The sequence below is a fragment of the Prevotella merdae genome, from assembly GCF_900290275.1.
Taxonomy (GTDB): domain Bacteria; phylum Bacteroidota; class Bacteroidia; order Bacteroidales; family Bacteroidaceae; genus Prevotella; species Prevotella merdae.
Genome location: NZ_LT985327.1, coordinates 38,096 through 61,873, shown reverse-complemented (window position 1 = coordinate 61,873; position 23,778 = coordinate 38,096). Strand labels below are relative to the sequence as shown.

Below are 23,778 nucleotides of genomic sequence, written 5' to 3'. Positions count from 1 at the left end.
CAGCTGAATCCTTTAATGCGAAAATCAAAGCCTTCAGAGCATCACTAAGGGGTATCGTTGATGAAAAGTTCTTTCTGTATCGACTTGCAAAGATTTATGCTTATCCCCACTAAATTTCCACTGACCCGTTTTAGGACAACAATAACACGTTTTATAATAATGCAATTGAAAAACTCATTTACTTCTTGGTTACCCTTAATAGGTCTAACATTTGCTGTCTTTGTGTTTAATACGTCAGAATTTATGCCCATAGGACTTCTGACGGATATTGCTTTTGATTTAAATATCAGTGATACTCGTGCTGGACTATTAATATCAGTATATGCATGGGTAGTGGCTTTAATGTCGTTGCCACTTATGATTCTGGTTTCAAAGATGGAGTTAAAGCGGTTGTTATTAGGTATTACAGCATTGTTTGTTGTCAGTCATATAATATCAGCAATAGCAGATGGTTATTATATGTTTATGCTTTCACGTATTGGAGTGGCTTGCGCCCATGCAATCTTTTGGTCTATTGCATCGCCTCTTGCTGTACGAATAGTTCCTAATGGTAGGCGAGCACTTGGATTAAGCACTATTGCTACGGGTTCCTCTGTAGCTATGGTAATAGGCTTGCCGCTTGGACGTGTGATAGGTCTATATATTGGATGGCGAATGACTTTCTTCTGTTTAGGTGTTATTGCAGCATCAATATTTGTATTAATAGCTATGGTATTTCCAAGGCTTGAGAGTCGTGGAAAGTTCTCTGTAAAGAAATTACCTATTTTATTATACAATAAGGTGCTTGTAGGCGTATTTGTAATGTCAGTTCTTTTTGCCACAGCCCATTATACTGGATACAGTTATATAGAACCATTTTTGGGAAGGATAGCAAATATGCCACAAGATGTTGTAACCGCAACTCTTGTGTTTTTTGGAGCATCAGGAATGTTAGGTAGTATAGCTTTCTCAAAATATTATATGTCCAATCGCTATCGCTTTATATTTGTTGTAACATTTGGAACAGCCTTATCTTTGATATTAATGCAAGTAGCAGCTTTTTGTATGTTTACAATGATATTAGTATGTATTTTTTGGGGAGCTATGGCAACAGCGTTTAACATCGCTTTCCAGGACAATACGATACGTTTTGCGCCTAAAGAAGCAACGTCTATTGCAATGTCTATATTCTCTGGAATATTCAATCTTGGAATAGGATGTGGCGCATATATAGGTGGCTTAGTGGTAAGTAACACTTCTGTATCCTATATTGGTTATGCAGGAGGTTTTATAGGTATTCTGGCATCGTTGTATTGTGCCTTACGATTGTTTCAAAATATGCGCCGTAGAGAGCGTCAGCTTAGTACTTTTCAAAGTGCTGATAGTCTTTAAGTGATCGGTAATTTCCACCCCAACGAAATCCGTGTTTAGTAAATAGGCGATAAGCTAGATCGTCTTTATCTATCTTATATTTAAAGTTCCTGGAGCGGTTGGCATATTTGCGTCCCGTTTCAGGACTTATTTTATAAGAGCCATCTGCACGTCGTTTAACGTATGGGTTGTACAATGGATTAATATCTACAGCCTTGCCCATACTATGGCTAGACAACTTCTTAGATCCTGCCACAACCCGATAGTTGAAGCATGTAGTGTTGTTATGGTTCATAGACGTGACATCATCTGCGTTATAATCATCGATGAGTTTCATTCGTTCTATTGGATATTTTGCATCGAATAGTTGTCTGAAGATACTAATAAGATCGTCAGCCACATCCTTATGGCAAATCATTTCGCCAAGCTTTATGCGTCCATCTATAGTATAATGTAGTAGGTGTAGATAGCGCAACTCAGTACGTTTGATAGTACAATTGTGTTTGAACGACTTGCCGTAGATGCGTTTGAAGAGAGCATTGTCAATATTATGTTGTGTGAAACAGTTGCCTATGCCGAATGTCTTAACCTCATCATAGCTAACAACAGCACCAACATGCCAGAGTTCAAGTGTTTTCGTTACAGTCTTGGCCTGTGCTGTAGTTGTAAAGGTTGCATTTGTAATAAAGAAAGTTGTAGCAACCGAGGCAACCGTTTCAAGTTTATTATATTTAATTGTCATAGATATAGTAGATTGTTATATAAACGAAAAAACCGCCGACCCGAAGGTCAGCGGTTAATCTCTCATTTTTCTGTTCGAACTATCGAATTACTGAGCATTTGTAGTATCAGCAACAGTTGTTGTGTCAACAGTTGTGTCAGCTACCTGAACGGTATCGCTGTCAGCGTTTGCTGCAGGAGCAGCTGTTTTGTTACCACAAGATGCGAAAGAGATAGCTGCGATAGCTACGAACATTAAAACTAATTTCTTCATTTTTCTTTGCTTTTTAAATCTGTAAAACAATCATTTGTTTATTAAAACATTGCAAAGGTAAGTATTTTTTTGATACCGCGTTAATGTTTTAAGGTTTTTTTTTCGACTATTTTGTAACCATCTTATAAATCATTGAAAATCAATAATATACAGACTGTGAATAAATGTTAATGTTTTTATTAGCTATTGATCATAGCTTAAATTTAATGTTTTTAGATGTTTTTGTGTGCGCACAAAAGGCTATGTATAGAGCTTACAGGTAAACTAAAGGAATGCTTATTAGTGTAAAAATAAGTGCAAGGTGTGATTAGTAACATAATTTTGAGTAACTTTGCAGTCACCAAACAAGATACATATTATATATATACATATATTAGATGATAAATACAGCAGTATTCCAGAATAAGAAAGCCGCCTACTATACCCTTGGCTGCAAGCTTAACTTCTCAGAGACCTCAACATTTGGCAAGATGTTGATGGAGCTTGGCGTAACAGGTGTACAGGAAGGCGAGAAAGCCGACCTTTGTCTTATTAACACATGTTCGGTAACAGAAGTGGCCGACCATAAATGTCGACAGGCCATACATAGAATGGTTCGCGAGAATCCAGGAGCCTTTGTTGTAGTAACAGGATGTTATGCCCAGTTAGAGTCTGAGCGTGTCAGCAAGATAGAAGGTGTTGATTTGGTTCTTGGTTCAAACGAGAAAGCCGACCTTATTCAGTTCTTAAGTGATGCTTGGACAGCTAAGGAATCGGAGCGTGAAATGAGTGAGAGTAATGAAAATAACTCGCTTCATCAGTTCTTTTCGGTTAAGACCAAGAACATAAAGTCGTTTGCCCCATCATGTTCTCGTGGTAATCGTACCCGTTACTTCCTGAAGGTACAGGATGGTTGCGATTATTACTGCACCTATTGTACTATCCCTTACGCCCGAGGCAACTCGCGTAATCCGTCTATTGACTCGCTTGTGGCACAGGCTCAACAGGCAGCTGAAGAGGGAGGAAAAGAGATTGTATTGACAGGTGTAAACATAGGCGACTTTGGCAAAACTACAGGCGAAAGCTTTGTAGATCTTGTTAAGGCCCTTGACCAAGTAGAAGGTATAGAGCGTTATCGTATCAGTTCGATGGAGCCCGACCTTCTTTCCGACGAGCTTATCAACTTTTGTGCCACGAGCCGAGCCTTTATGCCTCACTTCCACATTCCTTTGCAGAGTGGTAGTGATGAGGTGTTGCGCTTGATGCATCGTCGTTACGACAAAGCTCTATTTGCCCATAAGATATCTCTTATCAAGGAGCGTATGCCTGATGCCTTCATTGGTGTAGACGTAATGGTGGGATGCCGTGGTGAGACACCAGAGTGCTTTACCGAGTGTTACGACTTCCTTGAAGATGTAGATGTAACCCAGTTGCATGTATTTCCTTATAGTGAGCGTCCTGGAACTGCAGCCCTCCGCATACCTTATATAGTAAATGATGCCGACAAGAAGCAGCGCAGCAAACAGTTGCTCGAGCTAAGCGAGAAGAAGCGTATCGAATTCTACGAACGTTATATCGGTACAGAGCGTGAAGTATTGTTTGAGAAGGCTGTTCGCGGAAAGTCTATGCACGGATTCACCGACAACTACATACGTGTAGAATTGTCGCCGCGTGAGGCTTGCGACGAATATGACAACAAGCTAATCCGAGTGCGTCTTGGCGGATTCAATCATGATCATTCGGCACTTAAGGCAGAGATAATTTAGTTGACAGTAAACACCGGTTCGTTATGAAGAGAGTTGCTATTGTTATACTCAACTGGAATGGTGCCAAAATGATGCATCGTTTCTTGCCGTCTGTTATAGAGCACTCGCAGGATGTAGCCGACATTATTGTAGCCGACAATGCATCCACCGACAACTCTTTGCAGTTGCTTCGCGATGAATTTCCCTCTGTCCAGACCATAGTTCTTGACAAGAACTACGGTTTTGCAGAAGGCTACAATCGTGCTCTTAAGCAGGTAGACAACGAGTATTATATGCTTTTGAATAGTGATGTAGAGGTAACCGAAGGCTGGCTTAACTTGCTTGTTGAGTTTATGGATGCTCATCTTGAAGCGGCAGCTTGCCAGCCTAAGTTGCGTGCCGAGCATACTCGTGATATGTTTGAATATGCTGGTGCCAGTGGTGGTTATCTTGATCGTTATGGCTATCCATTCTGTCGTGGTCGCATATTTGATACGGTAGAAAAGGATAAAGGTCAGTATGATGATGTTGCCGAAGTGCTTTGGGCCACTGGAGCCGCATTGATGATACGTCGTGCCGACTATTGGGATGCAGGTGCTCTTGATGGCCGATTCTTTGCTCATTGCGAGGAGATAGACCTTTGTTGGCGTCTAAGCAGTTTTGGCCGTAAGATATATTGCGTACCCCAAAGTGTGGTATATCATGTAGGAGGCGGAACGCTTCCAAAGGGCAATCCTATGAAGACCTATCTCAATTTTCGCAACAATCTAACCATGCTATACAAGAATCTGCCCGAGCAAGAATTACGTCATGTAATGCGAGTTAGGTTCTGGCTCGACTATGTGGCAGCCTTCAAGTCGCTTTTGTTAGACCGCAATTGGGGAGAGTTTCGAGCTGTGTTGCGTGGTCGTCGTGCCTTTAAGGCATGGCGGTCCGATTTTGCCGAAGACCGCAAGCGCATACAGGCACGCCGTGTAGATAAGTCCTGTAAGATGCGCAAACCCTATAGCATCCTTTGGATGTATTATGTCAAGGGCAAGCATACTTACAAATAAAAACTGAATAAACAGTATGAGTTTATAAATTTTTAAAAGTTAAACGTCAAAATTAGGCTTGACGTTTAACTTTTTTAGCTGAATACTTTGTTTTTAAAAACTTTTTTAGTATTTTTGCAAAAGAATATTCAGTATTTGCCTATTGTGAGAAAGATATATCTAATTATAGTAACCGTTATATTATTGGCTTCAACCGCTTGCGAATTGAAGTTGAAGCAATATGGTGAAGACAGTCAGACAATGCTTGTCGAAATTCAGCGTTATGACCGTCTTCAAAGCCGTTATCTTACCACAGGCGATTTCTCTGCTCTTCAGCAGATGAATATTGAATATTCTATGGAAACCCGTACACTTATCGAGGATGTGCTTCGTTTAGGCGAGGTTAACGACCCTGAGATAAATTCCAAGTTTCTTAATTTCTACCAAGACACAATTTTGCAGTCGCTCATAGCCGATGCCGAGTTGCAGTATGCCAATATGAACGATGTAAACAAGCAGTTTAGCGCTGCCTTCAAGAAGTTGAAGAAGCTTTGCCCAAATATGCGTATGCCTGTCATCTACACTCAGATAGGTGCGTTGGACCAAAGTGTTATTATAGGCAACAATTCCATTGGCATCTCTCTTGACAAGTATCTTGGCAAGGATTATCCCCTATACAGCCGCTTTTATACTGAGGACCAGCGCAAGCTAATGACACGTGAGTATATTGTGCCCGATTGTATGAGTTTCTATCTCTTGGGAATGTATCCGTTGAAGAACAATGAAACCCGCTCGCAATACGAGCGCGATCTTCACATTGGCAAGATAATGTGGTCGGTCAACTGGTTGCTTGGCAAGAAGGTGTTCAGCACCAAGTATACTGCTATAGTGGAACAATACGCCAAGAGTCATTCTAAGTTGACTGTTAAGGACATACTTGAGTCGGACAAATTTTGATTTAGTCTGACTTAAGTGTTCTGTTTTTTATATAGCAAGATTTTATTGCTTGATGTTTCGCATGTTGCTAAGTTCGGTCAGCATCCTCACTCTCTCGTCGTCAAGGGTTCCTTGTTTCATACATTTCTTATTATATTTCCACCAGTTAAGCAAGCCTCGATTCTCCACCTTCTTCTTGTCTGGCAGTTGTTTGTGCTCTTCAATATAGTTTTTCAAGGCTTCGTATCTGTTGAGCCAATTCTCTTCTCTTTTTGTCATAATGATTGTTGTAAATATAATTGGATGATGTCGATTTGTAAGATTATTCGCTTTTAAAAAGCAATATAATTTACTTGCCAATTTAATATAATTTACTTGCCAATTTAATATAATTTACTTGCCAATTTAATATAATTTACTTGCCAATTTAATATAATTTACTTTGTGCCGTTGAATATTGCTTGAATATATGGAATAAAAATGTTCGAATTCATGGAATATACAGCCTTTCAGGGCATATTGGTTATAATATCCGTTCGTCCAGGGCAGCTCCCTGAACGAACGGTATAATTTTGTTTTTGCAAATACAATGAGGCAAATCCGAGCTTTGCCTCATTGCTTAAGCCATAAAAAATCCTTTAACGAGAATTCTGTTAGAAAGCAACGTTAAAGCCGAGGTTCACGCTTGCGTTAGAGCTAAGCGGAATAAATTCCTTGCTTGTCTTGCCCACGATATGGTCCATACCTACGAAGATATTCATACCCTTTGGGTGGATGTTCAGAATCCATCCGCAGCTTGCAGTAAAGCTGTTAACGGCAAAGTTCACGCCACCGTCAATCCATTTCAGCGGAGCCACGTTGGCGCTAAGGCGGCCCTCAGTCCAAGTATACTTGCCATTGAAGCGTGTAGAGCTAAGGAAACCGAAGTGCAGCTTGCGGTACAACGGGAAAGTATACTCGCCACCCAGGTTAAGTGTAGCACCTATACCAGTTGAGCGGCTGCCTTTGTCGCCGTCGTCAGATAGGTTGGCAAAGTTAGCAAGCTGGTCAGAATAGCTGTCGCCCTGACTTGCAAACGAGTTAGGTTTCTGGTTGCCGTTGTTGTCGTTCTTCTTTACAGCTATGTCGTGGAAACCGTCAAACTCGAAAGTCTGCTGCTTGTTTACAGCCTGCATATTGTTGCTCCAGTTGATATAGCCAAGGTCGATAAGAGCGGCGCTTACGGTCCAGTCGTCGTTAATCTTGTATACTGCACCAAGGTCGAAAGCCATACCAAATCCGCCAACTCCGGCACCATCGACATCAACATCGTTTACATAGCGGTATGTGCCCTTATTGTCTTGCTTGTATTCTTTTTCCTTTTCCTGATATGCAAATCCCTTCATCGACACGTTGGCAAGAGCCTTGCCCGACATAGTCCACTTGTTCTCGCCAGTAAGGTCGGCACGTAGGTTGGTTATTTGCAAGTCGCCGCGTGCGGCACCGAACAGCAACTTAACCTTAGCGCCTACTCTAAGCTTGTCGCCTATGTTGCGTGAGTGGCCGAAAGCAAGCTGTACAAACGACTGAGTGTGCACATTGATGTCGTTCATCTCGTATGTCTTGTTGCCGGTGTTCTTGGCAAACTCAAACAGCTCGTAAGGTAGCGACATGCCGATATTGGTTCGGGCATCGATAGAAATAGTATTGTATCCGCCAAAAGCCTTGAATCCAGCCGACAGCAATGTGATGTCCACATCAGCGTTGATGCAGTTGTCGCCCTTGTTGAAACCCTTAAGAGCCTCGCTTGTAGAGATGTATGGGTTCATGAATGTAGTCTTGTTCTTGTCGCTGTCAAGACCATATCGTGGATTGTCAAATATCACATCGCCCAATCCAAAATTGCCTTGAGTGCGTACATTCAAGTTGCCGAGAGCTGGCAGCGACACATAGTTCTGCTCGTTCTCAAATGCCGGGTTCATTGTATGGCGGAACTTATAGTCGTCTGTAAAGTATCCCGAGTTGAGTCCTTGTGCCATCATGTTGCCGCAGACCGAGGTCATTGTAGCGGCGAGTATATATTTACCTAATCTTTTCATAAAATCGAGTTGTGTAGAGGTTAGTTAAAGTCAGCAATTATCTTTCCAACAAGCTTCACCTTGATATTCTTTGCTGTGATGGTGTGGTTGTAAGCGTTGATAGTTTTTCCTACGATAGGATTGTTTCCATTGTCGTCGGCAGCCACCTCAATCTTGAATGTCAGACCGTCCACCTTCTTCAGCATACCCTTCTTCTTCTCACTTATTGTGATGGTTACAGGAGTAGTCTTGGCGGTTGTACCATCGGTCGAAGCCTCAATCATGTTAGAAACCTTTACCTCGATAAGTTCTTTAGCAATCTCGTTGCCGTCAACATCTATAGCGTTAGAGCTAAGTTTCAGGTATGCTGGAAGCTTATTTTCAATGTCCGACTTCAGCTCTATGTACGAGCCTTCAGCCAATTCACAGTCCTTGATATCGTCGTTCCATCCGTCAAGAGTGTCGCGGTATGTAATCTGCGCACCGGCGTCAAAAGCCAACGGGGCCGACACATTATATTTAGGAGTGATGGTATATTGATGTCCCAGTTTTATCTCGGCCTCCTTTGTAGCGTCTGCATTAGCGTCGGCTTCAAACTGTATAGTCTTAGGTATTGTAGCCAAGATGTCCGACAGGTTGTCTACCTTCTTCACCTCATCATACTTAGACTTGTCCACCTCGTTAGGATACTTGCATATACAGATACGTGTAGTGGCGTTAGGCTTGATGTTCATTGTCGGAATGGCCACCTGGGCAATAGTCTTGTTGTTCTTGTCCTTAGCCACGATGTTGCCTTTAAGCGTTCCGGCTATGGCAATGTCGCTGTTAATCTCCAACTCTAAAACCGGGTTGTATAGGTTTACATGCACATCGTCTCCTGTAAGGAAGTCGGGCACATCGTTAATCTCAATATTACCCAGGTCGCCCAAGTCAATCTCTGGGTCAAACTTACCCTTAGCGCTGTTAATGGTTATCTTGCCCATTGTCATCTTTGCCGATAAGTACATGTTTGTAGGAACGGTGCCTGCAGTAGCGTTCACCTCGTCAAATACAATGCTTGTCTCAATCTCGCCCTTCATGTCCACGGTGCCGTCTGCATTGCCTACACCTGGCTTAAATGTAAGCTTGCTGGTGTTTGTGCCCTTGGTCTTGAAGTCGAGAACGTCAATCATACCCTTGATGTAGATAGGCGAGGCAGTCTTAACGTTTGAAAGTGTAATCTTGCCTGTATTCTTGTCGTAGCTGTAGTTCTTCTCCGAGCACGATGTAACGTTAAGGTGCATGTACGACGGAATCTGCATAGTGAGCGTCTTGAAAGTAGGAATAAACTGCTTCAGCTCGTCGGTCAGGTTGATATTGATAACAACGTCAGCCGAAACGCCAGCCGATGTAATCTCCTTTATTTCCTTAGGAGTCTTGCCTACGTATTCAAATTCGGCCACCTTGCCACCCGATTTAACCTCGTCAATCTTCTTTAGTCGGCTTGGTGATTTGCGTGCCGATAGCAGCACCGAAGAAGGAACAGTTACCTCAATCTTCAAGTTTTTGATGTTGGTCTGGCTTACGTTTACCTTGTCAACCAATGGGTGAGCCGGAGCGCAATCATCGCCTTCCTTCTTGAACATATAGTCGCCATTCTCGGCAATATATACCAAGTCGCTGTTGTTCAGCTCAAGTACATCGTCAAGCATGATGTTCTCTGTGCTGTTGGTAGGCAACGTTAGTTCGTCGCCACCAATACCAATAGTAGTGTCGATTTTCGACAAGTCGAAATCATTGTCAGTACATCCTGTGCCTAAGGTAAGCATACCGCACGACAGCAGACATACCAACATCTTTGATTTGTTGATGTCACTCTTCATAGAATATTATGTTTTGATGTTAAAAATTAAGCTATTTAGTTTTAAAACAGTAAGTCCTGTTGTAGGGGTAGTTTTTGTATTTGAACATTACTATTTTATTTGTTTGCAAATGTAAACAAAATAAAATAAATGACAAAGAAAATAAAGAATTATTTCTGTATATTGCTATGCAATTCAAAAAAAACGCACAAGGATGTCGTTATGTGCAAGACTTTCAGTAACTTTGCATAAATAATGCCAACAAATATATGACAGAAAATAAGAAAACATTACTCGGACTATCGCTTTACGAACTTAAGGAAGTGGCCAAGTCGCTCGGTATGCCCGCCTTTACCGGTGGTCAGATAGCCAAGTGGCTATATGTTCAGCACGTGATGTCGATAGACGACATGACCAACATATCAAAGGCAAACCGCGACAAGCTTGCTGCCGAGTACACTATAGGCTGTATGCCGCACATCGAATGCCAGAAGTCTAAGGACGGTACAATAAAGTATCTCTTCCCCACAGCGTCGGGCAAGCATGTGGAAACCGTATATATACCCGATCACGACCGTGCCACACTATGTGTGTCGTGCGAGGTGGGTTGCAAGATGAATTGCCTATTCTGCCAAACAGGCAAACAGGGTTTTGAGGGTTATCTTACTGTAGCCGACATTCTCAACCAGATATATTCGCTGCCCGAACGCGACAAGCTCACCAACATTGTGTTTATGGGTCAGGGCGAGCCTATGGACAATCTTGATAATGTGCTTAAGGCAACAGAGGTGCTTACGTCTGATTATGGCTATGCATGGAGCCCCAAGCGCATAACAGTAAGTAGCGTGGGTGTAAAGAACAAGCTTAAGCGATTCCTCGACGAGAGCGAGTGTCATGTGGCTATCAGCATGCACTCGCCCATACCCGAGCAGCGTGCCATGCTTATGCCTGCCGAACGCGGCATGTCTATTACTGAGGTAATAAACCTTATGCACCAGTACGACTTTACACATCAGCGTCGCCTGTCGTTCGAGTACATTATGTTCCGTGGTGTAAACGACTCGATGACTCATGCCCGCGAGATAGTAAAACTGACAAAGGGTTTGTTCTGTCGTGTCAACCTCATACGTTTCCACAAAATTCCTAATGTAGATCTTGAGGGATGCGACGAGCAGAAGATGGAGACTTTCCGCGATTATCTCAACAACCATGGCATTATCACAACGATACGTGCAAGTCGTGGACAGGACATATTTGCGGCATGCGGACTGCTGTCTACAGCTAAGACAATAGAGGAAGAAAGGAAGTAGAAGATAGAAAACAGCTCCACTCTTGAGCACTCCTACATAGGGAGGGGATGATGTGTGACGATTGTTAATAAAGTCATATATACATACGGTTTATTATGTACAGATATAGAAGTTTGCATTTCGCCCTTTTGGCCTTTCTAAGTTTTGTCCTTGCTGCTTGCAATGGTCGCAAGAGTATGTTGCCAGCCAGTGGCGGACGACCTTTTGAGGTAACAGTTGTGGGCGATGCGGATAGTATCTTGTACAAAGCTTTAAGTGTGGAGATTGAAGGACTGCCGCAACCCGAACCAATGTTCGATGTTAGCGAGCCCAATATCAAGCCCTCAGAGGCTCTAAAGGGAGTATTGCGCTATGCACGTTCGCTGATAATTGTGGATGTCAATCCCAAGAAATACGACAAGTTGCGCATTAAATGGTATAACAACCGTTATGCCGAGCCTCAGCTTATAGCGCTAATATGTGCTCCGTCCGCACAATGTCTATGCGACACAACAACAGAAGGCATAGCTCTTCAAGGATATGCCAAGCAGTTGACGGCACGTCTAAAGGAACACGAGCTTAAAGCCTATACGCAGATGATAAGGCGCAAGCACAATCCCAACATGGAGGCAGAAGTAAAGAGGATGTTTGGTTTCGATATACCTATCCCAGCCGACATGACATCGTGCAAGCGTGGCAAGGACTTTATTTGGATTTCCAACGATTCGCCTACGGCTATGCAGAACATCTGCATATACAAGCATGCGTTTGGCAAGCGCGATAGCGTTATGCAGGTAAATATCAAGGGCGAGACCGACTCTATGTATATGTCTACCGTGCACAATGCCTGTAGCGTTACCTATAAGTACGACGAGCGGGAGGACATATATACACACGAATGGCGTGGATTATGGCAAATGCATGGCGATGCTATGGGCGGACCGCTTGTGGCACGTTCTATATGGGGCTATTATCCTCGTGATGTTGTCACCGTAGAAGGTTTTGTCTATGCACCGGGAAAGCAGAAACGCAACCTTGTCATGCAGCTTGAGGCAATAGTATATGCCACGCACAAGCAACAGGCAAAGAAAAGGTTGGAGCCTATAAGGCATCTGCCGGGCAAAAAGCATATTGACTAACTGTACACAAAATATTATTTATACACATATTATATAAACAATGGAAGATAGAAAAATACGCGTTGCCATAACGCATGGCGATACCAACGGTATCGGATATGAGCTTATTTTTAAAACCTTTGCCGAGCCAGAGATGCTGGAGCTTTGTACTCCCATCATTTACGGTTCGCCTAAGATTGCTGCCTATCATCGCAAGGCAATGGATACACAGGCCAACTTCAGTATTATAAATAAGGCTGAGGATGCACAGGATGGACGTGTTAATCTATTGGCTTGTTTCGACGACGATGTTAAGGTAGAACTTGGTATACCTACAAAAGAGTCGGGCGAGGCAGCGCTTAAGGCGCTCGATAGAGCTATGACCGATTTCCGCAGTCAGCTATTTGATGTGCTTGTGGCTTGTCCGGTAAATCCGGATAACATGTCGGATGCCAACTTCACCTATCGTGGACTTAAGCAATACTCAGAGACAAGCATCGGCGATGGAGCCAAGGCTATCAAGATGCTCATTAATGAGTCGATGCGCATAGCACTTGCTACAGATGGTCTCGCCATCAAGGATGTTCCGTCGCACATCACCGAAGACTTGCTTCTGGCTAAGTTGCGCACTATTAACGAGGCTATGAAGCGCGACTTCCGTCTGTCAAATCCACGCATCGGTGTGCTTGCACTCAATTCTACAGCCAATGGCGATGAGGAGAAGAACATCATAGGTCCGGCTGTATGCAAGGCTGCCGACGAAGGCATCAATGTTTACGGACCATATGCTGCCGACGAATATTTTGGCGAGAATATATACGATGCCTTCGATGTTACACTGGCAATGTACGACGATCAGGCCGTTATTCCATTTACAACGCTTATGCAGAACGACGGCATCTATTATGTTGCCTCGCTGCCTCTTGTTTGTACAGCACCTGCACAGACTCCCGATTTCGACGCTGCCGGACAGGGTATAAGCGACGAGAGTGCCTTGCGTCATGCCATATTCGAGGCTATTGACATTGTGCGCAATCGTGCCGAGTATGATGAGCCACTTGCTAATCCTTTGCAAAAGCTATATCATGAGAAGCGCGATGAGAGTGAGAAGGTGCGCTTTGCAATTCCTAAAAAGCGCGAAGGATTCAGACCTGACCGCAAGCAGGCACCAAGAAACGATAACGCAAGACCTATGGCAGAAAGCAAGCCTGCAGCTGAATCATCACAGGCTGCACCCGTAACAAACGAATAATAGATATTGAAACCAAAATATAAAAATGCCTTCTTCCTTTTCGGAGTGGCTGTTCTTATACTCATGCTGACACAGCTCGACTACACTCAGGTGTGGAGTGGGCTGTGTCATGCTGGTTATTGGTCTGTAGCCGTTATTGTGCTATGGGCTTTCCTTTATATCTTTAACACGGCATCGTGGTACATCATCATTAATTCGGGTGGTAAAACACCAGTACGTTTCTGGTGGCTGTATAAGATTACAGTCTCAGGTTTTGCCCTCAACTATGCTACGCCAGGTGGTCTGTTGGGTGGCGAGCCCTACCGCATTATGTCGCTATCGCCAATCATCGGAGCCGAACGTGCATCGTCATCGGTCATACTCTTTGCCATGACCCATATCTTCAGTCATTTCTGGTTCTGGCTATTGTCCGTAGCGCTTTACCTTGTTGTGCGTCCACTCGATGTCTTTATGGGTGTACTGCTAACGGCTGTTACGTTGTTCTGCTTGCTTGGATTATGGTTTTTCATAGTAGGCTATCGCAAGGGACTTGCCCATCGTGCCCTTGGTTTGCTTAGTTCGGTTCCAGGCTTGCGCAATTGGGCAACTCGCTTTGTCGACCAACATCGTCAGCAGTTAGATACTGTTGATTGTCAGATAGCAGCTTTGCACAATCAGAACCGTCGCACGTTTGTGTCGGCTGTACTACTTGAGCTAATGTGCCGTATATGTTCGACAGCCGAGATATACTTTGTATTGCGTGTGCTCATGCCTTCTGCCAACTATGCCGATTGTATTCTTATCCTCGCCTTTACATCTCTATTTGCCAACCTCCTGTTCTTTATTCCCTTGCAGCTTGGTGGCAGGGAGGGCGGTTTCCTTATGTCGGCTGCAGGTCTTGGACTAAAAGCCAGTCAGGGTGTATTCGTGGCTCTTATTGTAAGAGTGCGCGAGTTGGTGTGGACAGGTATAGGATTGTTGCTGATAAAGACAACTTCGGCGCCGGGTGCATTAAGTAAGAAGAACAGAAGAACAAGAGAGTAGAGCTATTCCTTAAGATATCAGTATGGAATAGGTACTATCCATCGCCGGAGTCGAGTTTGTTTATTACATCGTATTCTCCCTTCCTTCACGTCAAGATAATTTAACTTCTTTACAGGAAAAAGTGCTGATTTATCGCCATTTTCTCAATAATTATATGTAATTTTGCTACCAAATGGACACTTCTGAACTTCAAAGAATAAAACAGCGGTACAACATCGTGGGCAACTGCGATGCTTTGAACCATGCTCTCGACGTAGCCTTGCAGGTGGCGCCGACCGATCTTAGTGTGCTCATTATGGGCGAGAGTGGAGTGGGAAAGGAGATTATTCCACGACTTATTCACGACAATTCGCCACGCAAACGCGAGAAATATTTTGCTATAAACTGTGGTTCTATACCCGAAGGTACTATCGACAGCGAGCTATTTGGACACGAGAAAGGCTCCTTTACTGGTGCGATAGGCGAGAGCGAGGGCTATTTTGGTATAGCCAATAAGGGCACTATTTTCCTCGACGAGGTAGGCGAATTGCCTATAGCCACACAAGCTCGACTTCTGCGTGTGCTTGAAACAGGCGAATACATTCGAGTAGGAGGGCAGAAGGTTATGAAGACCGATGTACGCATTGTTGCCGCTACTAATGTCAACATGCATAAGGCAATAACCGAGGGACGCTTCCGCGAGGACCTCTACTATCGACTCAATACCATACCTGTTCAGATGCCTCCATTGCGCGACCGTGGCGAGGATATCCTTTTGCTATTCCGTCTATTCACGATGCAGATGGCAGAGAAATACCGCATACCGCGTATTACGCTTACCGAGGATGCCAAGGCGCTTATGCTTAAATACAAGTGGCCTGGCAATGTGCGCCAGCTTAAGAACATCACTGAACAGATGTCGGTATTAAGTCAGCAACGCGAAATCAACGCCGATATGCTGAGCAAGTTTATCCCCAACGGGCAGGAGAGCACCGAGCTCACAACTACAGCCACACCTGGTGCTCACTCGTACGAGAGCGAGCGCGAGATATTGTACAAGATACTTTACGAACTACGTGGCAACGTTAGCGAGTTGCGCCATGAGGTAACATCACTGCGCAAGCAGATAGACGACAATCGTGCTATCGACTCGTTTGCCGCTAATAGACAGTTGGCTTCGCTATCTTCGCCCGATACACGCATAGGCACCGATGCCGCACATGCTATACAGCCGTATGCACATGCCGCTAATCCATACGATAATGGTCAGCAGACTTACCGCAATGGCTCGCATACATTCAACAATGCTGAACATCCTCACTTCGATCCTTATCAGGAGGCTGAGGCCGAAGAGATAAACGATGCCGATAGTATCAACATTGGTGAGAGCGAAAGTCTTAACCTGAGTGACATAGGACGTCAGGCTGTGGAGATGGCTCTCGAACGCAACAATGGCAATCGCAAGAAAGCGGCACAAGAGTTGGGCATATCCGACCGCACTCTCTATCGTCGCATTAAGCAGTATGGACTCGAAAAGTAGTGGGCTGTACCCTCAATAAACCATTATAGAATGAAAACAAGTTATCATCTTACACATTATATATATATAGCACTTGTACTCGTTGTGGCCATGACGGCTGCCTCGTGCGCATTCAAGGGCTATAAGTTTAATGGTGCAAGCATCGACTACACCAAGACCAAGACCATACAGATAGCCGACTTCCCTATACGTTCTAGCTATGTGTGGGGTCCTATGGGACCGATGTTCAACAATCAACTTAAGGATGAGTTTGCCAACCATACCAAGCTTATACAGGTTAAGCGTGGTGGCGACCTTAAGATAGAGGGCGAGATAACACAGTATACACAACGCAACAAGTCGGTGGCAGCCGACGGACGCTCGGCACAGACTGAACTTTCTATCACAGTAAACGTTCGATTTACCAATAACGTCAATCACAACGAGGACTTTGAGCGACAGTTCACAGCCAGCAAGTCGTACGAGACAACCCAAAGTCTTGCCTCTGTACAAGAGGAACTTGTAACACAGATGGTAAAGGATCTTGCCGACCAGATATTCAATGCCACAGTTGCCAACTGGTAATAAGCTGCATCTTCGCCTGTTGTAAGACATCAAACATTCAGCAATAACGATTAAACATTAAACCTTTAAACATCTTAAGACGTGGATTTAGTGCGACTCATAAATCAGCCCGAGCTAATGAACAAGGAGACGTTGTACGAACTCCGAAGCCTTGTTGCGCTCTATCCATACTATCAGACAGCGCGTCTGCTAATGCTTAAGAACATGTATCTGCTGCATGATACTGCCTTTGACGATGAACTGCGACGTGCAGCATTGTATGTTTCCGACCGTAGGTTGCTGTTTGATATGGTTGAGGGAGCACGTTATAAGATAAAGACTGTGGCTGAAAAGGCTGCCGAAGAAGCTGCTGAGGCTGCCAAACGAAAGAAGGAAGTGGATGTCAACCGCACTATTTCAATTATCGACAATTTCCTCGACTCTAATCCGGAACCAACCGAGGGCGATGAGCAACGCAAGGTAAAGCCTACACCTGCCGATGCTGCTGTCGACTATGTGGCTTATCTTATGAAGACAGAGAGCGATGAAGAGCAGAAGGAAGCCGAACAAACTCCACAGCTTAAGGGGCAAAGCCTTATAGACGACTTCCTTAACAAGGATGGAGCTAAGATTCAGCTGCAAGAACAACCAACATACAAACCCGAGATTGAGACACCGGCAGAGACGCCTGCCGAGGGCGAAGAAAGCTATTTTACAGAGACTTTGGCTAAAATATATATAAAACAAGGTAGATATTCGAAGGCTCTTGAAATAATTCAGCGATTAAATTTGAATTATCCAAAAAAAAATGCTTACTTTGCAGACCAAATTCGATTCTTAAAGAAACTCATAGCCAACGAGAAGGTTGTGAAGCAATAGGATAGATACTGTTTACGCCTATTTAGGCTATGTAAAATATACAGAAGACAAGCAAAATAACAAACAATAAATAATAAGTATAAAAATGATTTACATCTTATTCGTAATTTTCATTGTGATAGCATCGTTGCTCATGATTGGCATCGTACTTATCCAAGAGTCTAAGGGTGGCGGTTTGGCTTCAAACTTCTCATCATCAAACGCCATTATGGGTGTACGCAAGACTACCGACTTCGTAGAGAAGGCTACATGGGGTCTCGCTGCCTCACTTGTAGTTTTCAGCATTATCTGTGCCCACCTCGCTCCTGTTTCTTCTACTGAAACAAGTGTTATGGAGAAGGCTGCAACCGAGACACAGACAACTAATCCTAACACAACACCTGGTTTTGGTGCAAGTCAGCAGGCTCCTGCTACTGATGCAAAGCAGGCTACTCCTGCTACTAACGGTGCTGCTCAGGCTCCAGCTCAGCAAGCTCCAGCTCAGCCTGCCAACTAAAGGTTAGGTTAAACATATAGAACATACTATTGTGAGCAAAACCCTTCGGGGTAGAATAAAAGGTTAGACGGATGGCATTACGCGGGCAATATCTCGTAATGCCATCCGTCTAACCTTTTATTGCAAACCAACCGAATGTAAGGATAATAGATGAAAGGGGTAAAATAAATTATTTGCAACTTTTTTTGAAAAAACTTGCCAAAACATTTGGAGGTTTAAATTAAATGTGTTACCTTTGCACTCGCTTTAAAGAAGTAACGAAATCTTCAAGTAAGCAAACTAATCATGGTGGCCGTAGTTCAGTTGGTTAGAGCGTCAGATTGTGGTTCTGAATGTCGTGGGTTCGAGTCCCACCTGCCACCCAACAAGAAGGAAGTTCTTATAAAAGGAACTTCCTTTTTTCATATATATATTCCCCAGTGGCTCGTCCGGTATATTAATCAGGCTCGACCAATATATTTACCGTACCTCCTATTAATATCATATGAGTATATACAGTATGAACAACAATAACATTAAAGGACGTTTTGCCCCTTCGCCTACAGGGCGTATGCACTTGGGCAATGTATTCAGTGCTTTGCTGTCATGGCTTTCGGCTAAGTCGAAAGGCGGAGAGTGGCTATTGCGTATTGAGGACATTGACCCGCAACGCTCTCGACAACAATGGGCAGACTTGATAATGGACGACCTTGAGTGGTTGGGACTGCAGTGGGATGAAGGACCTTATTATCAAAGCCAGCGTGGCAACATATACGAGCATTATCTGCAAATGCTTAAAGCGCAAGACATGACCTACCCATGCTATTGTACACGTGCCGATATTCTTGCAACACAGGCACCACACGAGAGTGACGGTAGAGTGGTATATAAGGGAACATGCCGTAATCTGCCATCTGGAATACACAGCGGTCCTGCGGCAATACGTATGAAGGTACCGCCAGTGGGCGAGGGAGTGATTAGCTTTACTGATGGTCATTATGGTATGCATACAGTAGACCTTGCTGTGCAATGCGGCGACTTTATAGTGCGCCGTAAGGATGGGGCATGGGCTTATCAGCTTGCGGTAGTAGTAGACGATGCATTGATGGGCATAAATGAGGTGGTGCGTGGGCGCGACCTCCTACTGTCGTCGCCACAACAGATATATTTGGCTAATCAACTTGGTTTTTCTTCTCCTGACTTTATACATCTGCCATTGTTGTGCAATACAGCCGGTCAGCGATTGTCGAAGCGCGACAAAAGTCTTGACATGGAATCGTTGCGCGAGCGTTATTCGGCAGAGCAGATAATAGGAATGCTTGCACATGCAGCCAGACTGACCCAGACATCAGCCCCGATATCGGCACAGGAATTGATTGATACCTTTGATTGGCGGAAGATAGGGACGGAAGATATAATCATTGACGTGGTATAAAAAAATAGAACGGAGCATCACTTTTGTGGTGTTCCGTTTTTGTGTTATTAGGAAAAATAGTACTTTTGCATTGTTGTTGATAACGTTTGCCAATGGCATATATTTAATAAAAAAGATTGTGTTAGATATGAAAAACAAGTCGTTAGCATTTCTATATCCGGTATTGATTGTTGCAGTGATGCTACTTTGGGCATGCGGCAACAAGAAGGATAATACCCCTAAGGCACCAGTTGCAGTATCGGTTGTTACGGTTGGCGGTACTGATAGTGGTGTTAGTAGCGAGTATGTAGGTAGTATAGTAGAGCGTTCGGGCACAGCATTAAGCTTTGAGGTGCCAGGCAATGTACTTAGACTTATGGTAGATCAAGGCGACCATGTGTCTAAAGGACAATTGCTTGCAACACTCGACCCTGTGACATTGCGCGACGCACATCAGCTAACGCTTACCACATTGCATCAGGCAGAAGATGCCTATCGTAGGTTTGAGCCTCTGCATAAGCAAGGAGTTGTGTCGGACATACGTTGGGTAGAGATACAAACAAAGCTTGAACAGGCACAATCGTCAGAACGTTTGGCACGTACCCAATTGCAACGCACATCGCTTGTGGCGCCTTTCTCGGGTGTTATATCCGAGCGTACAGCAGAGCGAGGTATGAATGTTATGGCAGGTCAACAGATATATAGACTTGTTGAAATATCGAGCGTAGACGTAAAGATGTCGGTGCCTGAGGGAGAGGTATCGTCTATAAAGGTGGGTGCAAGAGCCCGTGTAAGCGTAAAGGCAGTGGGTGGCAAGAGCTATGAGGCTGTGGTTAAGGAGAAAGGCGTTGAAGCTAATGCCGTATCGCATACATACAGCGTGAAGCTTGGCATAGTAAATAGTGACGGAAAACTTATGCCTGAAATGGTGTGCAGTGTAGAAATGGCAGAGGTGTCGCAATTGTCTGTTGGAACATTGGCAGTTCCGCTTAATGCCGTAAAGTTAGATTCTGACAACCGTCGTTTTGTATGGCTCGCTGTAGCAGGAAAGGCACATCAGCAGTATATAATCATAGGCAACTTTGTTGAAGGAGGTGTCATCGTAACCTCTGGACTAAAGGCAGGCGACAAGGTTATAACAGAAGGAAGCCAGAAGGTTAGCGAAGGCCAAGACTTAAGAATTAAGAATTAGGAGTTGTCAAGATGAAGAAGGATACAGATTTACACGAACATATACGTGCCAGAATAAAGCGTAAGCCAAATCGTTTGATGAAGCGCAGTTTTATAGAATCGGCAATGTGCTACCACAACATCATACTCCTACTTATGGGTATGCTTGTGGTAATGGGATTGGCTGGAATTGTGAATATGCCTAAACAGGAGATGCCAGTGTTTACCATTAGGCAGGGAGCCGTAGTAGCTGTATGTCCAGGCAGTACATCTCAGGAAATAGAAGAGCGTGTAACAAAACCACTCGAAGACTTTGTGTTTGGCTACAAGGAGGTGCGCAAGGACAAAACATACTCGCAGACTAAGGACGGAATGGCTATAGTATATGTGGAGTTGAACGCTGATATAGAAGACAAGGATGCCTTTTGGTCGAAGTTCAAGCATGGTCTATCGGCTTTTAAGATGCAGTTGCCATCATCGGTGGCTGCTGTTCAGGCTGTAGACGACATTGCAGAAACATCTGCATTGCTTATAACTATAGAATCGGGACAGAAGACCTATCGCGAATTGAGAGAATATCTTGACAACCTAAAGTCGCGCTTGCGCCGTATTGATGCCATTTCCAATTTGCGCACATACGGATTGCAGATGGAGCAGCTTACGGTATATCTTGACCAGCAAAAGATGGCAAAGTATGGCATTGGGTCGTTCACCATACTCAACTCGCTTGCCATGCAGGGATTGACAACTTATAGCGGATCGGTAGAGGATGGTTCTGCCACAGCGCCTATACACATCAACGATGCGTATAATTCGGAGCTTGATGTGGCAAACCAGATTGTTTATTCTACACCTACAGGCGATGTAATACGCCTGAAAGATGTTGCACGTATAGTGCGCGAATATCCACAGATGGACAAGTACATCAAGTCGAATGGCAAGAAATGTGTGTTGCTTTCGGTAGAGATGCGCCCTGGTAACGACATTGTAAAGATGGGTAGGGAAGTACGCAAGCAAATAGACGACTTTAAGCAAGAACTGCCAAACGAGGTGCGTCTAAGCATAATAACCGACCAAAGTAGGGTGGTGAGCGAGTCTGTTGTAAATTTTCTTCGTGAGTTGCTGATATCCGTTATATCCGTAATCATTGTCGTTGTGTTGCTTATGCCGCGTCGTGTAGCAGAAGTGTCAGCCATGTCGATACCTATAACCATATTTAGTTCGGTGGGCATTTTTTATATATTCGGTTTTGAGCTTAATACAGTTACACTTGCCGCATTAATCGTAACGCTCGGTATGGTTGTAGACGATTCGGTTGTTATCATAGACAACTATATGGAGAAACTTAGTCATGGCATGTCGCGATGGCATGCCTCGATAGCAGCACCACGCGAGTTCTTTATGTCGGTATTGTCTGCTACGTTGTCCATAAGCTTGACATTCTTCCCTTTCCTCTTCACTATGAAGGGCGAAATGGCCGACTTTGTTAAGTCGTTTCCGTGGGCAATGTTCATCATCTTAAGTGTATCGCTAACGGTATCGCTTATACTCACACCTTATCTTCAATACTCCTTTATACACGAGGGTATAAAGGAGAACAACGCAGCCAATCGTCGCCGTAAGCCACTCGACTATCTGCAAGCCGGATATACATGGTTGCTTACAAGATGCTTTCGCCATCCCAGACTAACATTGTTAGCAGGATTGAGTATTGTTGTGTTTGGAGTGATGTTGTTCATGATGGTGCCACAACGTATGATGCCACTTGAGGAGCGCGACCAGTTTGCTGTAGAGATATTTATGCCCAATGGCACTACAGTCCAACGCACAGCCGAGGTGACAGACTCGTTAGAACATATACTAAAACGAGATAAAAGAGTGACGGCTGTAACATCATTTATAGGACAGGGTTCGCCACGCTTCAACGTGACATATGCACCGCAGATAGGAGGCACTAACTTTGCACAGCTTATCGTAAATACTGTAGATAATGAGTCGACTGCAAAAGTGCTCGACGAGTATGCCGATCGTTATGCCCAGTATTTTCCCGATGCCTATGTGCGCTTTAAACAGATGGACTACAACAATGCAGCCTATCCTGTAGAGATACGTATAAGTGGCGATAGTCTTAATATATTACGTAAGGCTGCCGACAAGGTGGCTGCCTGCATGCGTGAGACAGAAGGCTTGCAGCTTGTAAGAACTAATTTTGAGGAGCCACAACCAGGTGTTAACATAACGCTAAACGAAACAGAATCGAACCGTCTCAGCATAAATAAGGCACTGCTTACGGCATGTCTTGCCGTGCATTATGGTCCTGGTGTGCCTATTACATCATTGTGGGAAGGCGACTATCCTGTAGGTGTTGTACTGAAAACCGACCATAAGGACAATAACCAGTTTACATCGTTAGGTAACGAATATATACCCGTTATGGGTGGAACAACATCGGTACCGCTACGACAGTTTGCCACTATAAAGCCCGACTTTACAGACGGTTGCATAGTGCGCCGTAATGGTGTGCGCACTATTTCGGTGGTGGCAGAACCTATGCGTGGCTATAATGCCGACCGTCTTGCAAAGCAAGTGGAGGCAAGTGTGGCTAAGTTGTCGTTGCCAAAGGAAGTAGAGGTGCATATGGGTGGAATGTTGGAGAAGGATACAGAGACGTTGCCACAGGTATCTACAGGTGTGTTGATAGCCGTGTTTATAATCTTCTTTATTTTGCTATTCCACTTCAAGCGCATATCCTTGGCCCTTGTCAATTTGTCGTCGATGTCGTTATGTGTGTTTGGCGCTGCTGTAGGACTGCTTATTACGGGTTATGATATGTCCATAACTGGTATTTTGGGAGTGGTAAGTTTGATGGGTATATTGGTGCGCAATGGCATTATTATGCTCGACTATGCCGAAGAGTTGCGTAGAGATAAAGGCTTGTCGGTGCGAGAAGCTGCCTTTCAGGCAGGCGAGCGCCGTATGCGTCCGATATTCCTTACATCTGCAGCAGCATCGGTAGGCGTATTGCCTATGATGCTCGAGAACAATACACTATGGTCGCCAATGGCAGCCGTAGTGTTCTTTGGCACGCTCATCTCCATGGTGCTCATTGCCACGGTGCTGCCTGTGCTGTATACAGTGGTGTTTGATAAGGGTAAGTAAG

Annotated in this window: 20 protein-coding genes, 1 tRNA gene and 1 pseudogene; 17 read left to right on the top strand and 5 right to left on the bottom strand. The window is 44.2% G+C overall.

Features of this window, described 5'->3' with window-relative positions; all coding sequences use genetic code 11:
• Both C9991_RS17115 and C9991_RS15685 read left to right on the top strand, forming a co-directional pair.
• Nucleotides 1–113, top strand: a pseudogene (locus C9991_RS17115) (ISAon1 family transposase); the annotation flags it as partial.
• Between the two features lie 46 nt (nt 114–159).
• The gene (locus C9991_RS15685; RefSeq protein WP_106813424.1) at nt 160–1,371 is read left to right on the top strand and encodes a sugar transporter; all 1,212 of its coding nucleotides are present in this window, start codon (nt 160–162) and stop codon (nt 1,369–1,371) included.
• On the opposite strand, the gene C9991_RS15680 is transcribed toward C9991_RS15685, so the two are convergent.
• On the bottom strand, nt 1,340–2,092 hold the full coding sequence (locus C9991_RS15680; protein ID WP_106813423.1) for a M15 family metallopeptidase: 753 nt from the start codon (nt 2,090–2,092) through the stop codon (nt 1,340–1,342). The genes C9991_RS15685 and C9991_RS15680 overlap by 32 nt on opposite strands.
• Nucleotides 2,093–2,179: 87 nt before the next feature.
• Nucleotides 2,180–2,344, bottom strand: a complete 165-nt coding sequence (locus C9991_RS16935) for a PG1828 family lipoprotein (protein ID WP_198643837.1) — start codon at nt 2,342–2,344, stop codon at nt 2,180–2,182.
• A 377-nt stretch (nt 2,345–2,721) separates the two neighbouring features.
• On the opposite strand from C9991_RS16935, the gene mtaB reads away from it, so the two are divergent.
• The 3 genes from mtaB (at nt 2,722) to C9991_RS15665 (ending at nt 6,059) form a co-directional block, all read left to right on the top strand.
• A complete protein-coding gene (mtaB, locus tag C9991_RS15675) occupies nt 2,722–4,089 on the top strand; it encodes a tRNA (N(6)-L-threonylcarbamoyladenosine(37)-C(2))-methylthiotransferase MtaB (protein ID WP_106813422.1) in 1,368 nt (455 codons plus the stop codon).
• Nucleotides 4,090–4,112: 23 nt separating this feature from the next.
• Nucleotides 4,113–5,123, top strand: coding sequence for a glycosyltransferase family 2 protein (locus C9991_RS15670; RefSeq protein WP_106813421.1), 1,011 nt, complete (start codon nt 4,113–4,115; stop codon nt 5,121–5,123).
• A 144-nt stretch (nt 5,124–5,267) separates the two neighbouring features.
• Entirely contained in the window at nt 5,268–6,059 is a 792-nt protein-coding gene (locus C9991_RS15665; protein WP_106813429.1) for a gliding motility protein GldB-related protein, read from the top strand.
• 42 nt (nt 6,060–6,101) lie between these two features.
• Here C9991_RS15665 and C9991_RS15660 read toward each other — a convergent pair whose 3' ends face one another.
• From C9991_RS15660 to C9991_RS15650, 3 genes are all read right to left on the bottom strand, one after another.
• Complete coding sequence (locus tag C9991_RS15660; RefSeq protein ID WP_106813420.1) at nt 6,102–6,317, bottom strand: helicase associated domain-containing protein; 216 nt, start codon at nt 6,315–6,317, stop codon at nt 6,102–6,104.
• 374 nt (nt 6,318–6,691) lie between these two features.
• Complete coding sequence (locus tag C9991_RS15655; protein ID WP_157949510.1) at nt 6,692–8,116, bottom strand: DUF5723 family protein; 1,425 nt, start codon at nt 8,114–8,116, stop codon at nt 6,692–6,694.
• A gap of 20 nt (nt 8,117–8,136) precedes the next feature.
• A complete protein-coding gene (locus C9991_RS15650; RefSeq protein WP_106813418.1) occupies nt 8,137–9,957 on the bottom strand; it encodes a hypothetical protein in 1,821 nt (606 codons plus the stop codon).
• A gap of 248 nt (nt 9,958–10,205) precedes the next feature.
• Between C9991_RS15650 and rlmN the strand changes: the two genes are divergently transcribed.
• The 12 genes from rlmN (at nt 10,206) to C9991_RS15590 (ending at nt 23,777) form a co-directional block, all read left to right on the top strand.
• A complete protein-coding gene (gene rlmN, locus C9991_RS15645) occupies nt 10,206–11,246 on the top strand; it encodes a dual-specificity RNA methyltransferase RlmN (protein WP_106813417.1) in 1,041 nt (346 codons plus the stop codon).
• 95 nt (nt 11,247–11,341) lie between these two features.
• The gene (locus tag C9991_RS15640) at nt 11,342–12,364 is read left to right on the top strand and encodes a DUF4837 family protein (protein ID WP_106813416.1); all 1,023 of its coding nucleotides are present in this window, start codon (nt 11,342–11,344) and stop codon (nt 12,362–12,364) included.
• A gap of 40 nt (nt 12,365–12,404) precedes the next feature.
• Nucleotides 12,405–13,595, top strand: coding sequence for a PdxA family dehydrogenase (locus tag C9991_RS15635; protein WP_106813415.1), 1,191 nt, complete (start codon nt 12,405–12,407; stop codon nt 13,593–13,595).
• Nucleotides 13,596–13,601: 6 nt separating this feature from the next.
• Complete coding sequence (locus tag C9991_RS15630) at nt 13,602–14,618, top strand: lysylphosphatidylglycerol synthase transmembrane domain-containing protein (RefSeq protein ID WP_106813414.1); 1,017 nt, start codon at nt 13,602–13,604, stop codon at nt 14,616–14,618.
• Between the two features lie 172 nt (nt 14,619–14,790).
• The gene (locus tag C9991_RS15625) at nt 14,791–16,137 is read left to right on the top strand and encodes a sigma-54-dependent transcriptional regulator (RefSeq protein ID WP_106813413.1); all 1,347 of its coding nucleotides are present in this window, start codon (nt 14,791–14,793) and stop codon (nt 16,135–16,137) included.
• Nucleotides 16,138–16,227: 90 nt separating this feature from the next.
• Nucleotides 16,228–16,701: an LptE family protein gene (locus C9991_RS15620; protein WP_232823380.1), complete on the top strand. Its 474-nt coding sequence runs from the start codon at nt 16,228–16,230 to the stop codon at nt 16,699–16,701.
• 81 nt (nt 16,702–16,782) lie between these two features.
• On the top strand, nt 16,783–17,559 hold the full coding sequence (locus tag C9991_RS15615) for a DUF8458 domain-containing protein (protein WP_106813411.1): 777 nt from the start codon (nt 16,783–16,785) through the stop codon (nt 17,557–17,559).
• Nucleotides 17,560–17,647: 88 nt separating this feature from the next.
• A complete protein-coding gene (secG, locus tag C9991_RS15610) occupies nt 17,648–18,055 on the top strand; it encodes a preprotein translocase subunit SecG (protein WP_374220272.1) in 408 nt (135 codons plus the stop codon).
• Between the two features lie 287 nt (nt 18,056–18,342).
• A tRNA-His gene (locus C9991_RS15605) sits at nt 18,343–18,418 on the top strand.
• Between the two features lie 136 nt (nt 18,419–18,554).
• Nucleotides 18,555–19,469, top strand: a complete 915-nt coding sequence (gene gluQRS, locus C9991_RS15600) for a tRNA glutamyl-Q(34) synthetase GluQRS (protein WP_106813409.1) — start codon at nt 18,555–18,557, stop codon at nt 19,467–19,469.
• A 127-nt stretch (nt 19,470–19,596) separates the two neighbouring features.
• Nucleotides 19,597–20,640 carry an efflux RND transporter periplasmic adaptor subunit gene (locus C9991_RS15595; RefSeq protein ID WP_232823379.1) on the top strand — a complete coding sequence of 348 codons (1,044 nt, stop codon included), beginning with the start codon at nt 19,597–19,599 and terminating at the stop codon, nt 20,638–20,640.
• 11 nt (nt 20,641–20,651) lie between these two features.
• Nucleotides 20,652–23,777: an efflux RND transporter permease subunit gene (locus C9991_RS15590; RefSeq protein WP_232823377.1), complete on the top strand. Its 3,126-nt coding sequence runs from the start codon at nt 20,652–20,654 to the stop codon at nt 23,775–23,777.
• The last annotated feature ends 1 nt before the right edge of the window (nt 23,778 follow it).